This is a genomic window from Bartonella sp. AA168HLJHH (assembly GCF_042197365.1).
GTDB lineage: Bacteria > Pseudomonadota > Alphaproteobacteria > Rhizobiales > Rhizobiaceae > Bartonella.
Map to the genome: position 1 here is coordinate 1 of NZ_JBHIRS010000077.1, position 760 is coordinate 760.

Sequence of the window (760 nt, forward strand, 5' to 3'; positions counted from 1 at the left end):
GCGATGCGCTATCTTATTGACTATGAAGGACTCGGTAAGACTCTTCTCAAAGATGTTGGTATTCCACGTGCAAGTTTTATTCCTCTTGGTAATCTTGGAGCTTTGGATGAAAAAGAGGGACAACCCTTTAAACTTGATCTCCAAAAAGCAAAGCAACTTTTAACAGAGGCAGGTTATCCGGATGGTTTTGAGGCCAGTATTTTTGCCGGTGCCTCTCCTTATCCTTTTGCTTTGCCTATTGCTCAGTCTCTCCAAGACAATGCAAAAAAAGTTGGAGTACGTTTTAAAATTGAACGTTTTGTAGGTACGCAGTTGTTTTCAAAATTTTATGCGCGTGGTTTTGATACAATTTTTTTCGGATGGAATAATGGCTCTGCGGATCCTCATACAATGGCTTCACGTCTTATTTATAATCCAGATAATCGGCTTGAGGCGAAAAATACAGGCTATGCGAGTTGGTGCCATGGGTATTTGGATGAAACTATGAATCAAAAGGTTCAAGATGCATTGTTTCAAAAAGATCCCAAAAAACGGGCGCAAATGTATGCTGATTTACAACGTGATTTTATGCAGAAAGGGCCTTATGCTTTTATCTATCAGACGTATCACACGATAGCGATGACACCTGATGTTAAAAAATGGGTTTGGAATAGTGCACCACGTATTTTTTATAGTGCAATTGAAAAATAAGAAGGTATCAAGTTTATAAAATATAAAAAACATGGTCATGATATATTTGATGTATTGCAAAGCTCTTTAA

The 760-nt window shown here is 37.6% G+C and carries 1 protein-coding gene; it reads left to right on the plus strand.

Features of this window, described 5'->3' with window-relative positions; all coding sequences use genetic code 11:
* Positions 1 to 690, plus strand: a 690-nt coding sequence (locus ACFINM_RS09830; RefSeq protein ID WP_375641369.1) for an ABC transporter substrate-binding protein, incomplete at its 5' end; no start/stop codon positions are given.
* Positions 691 to 760: the final 70 nt, after the last annotated feature.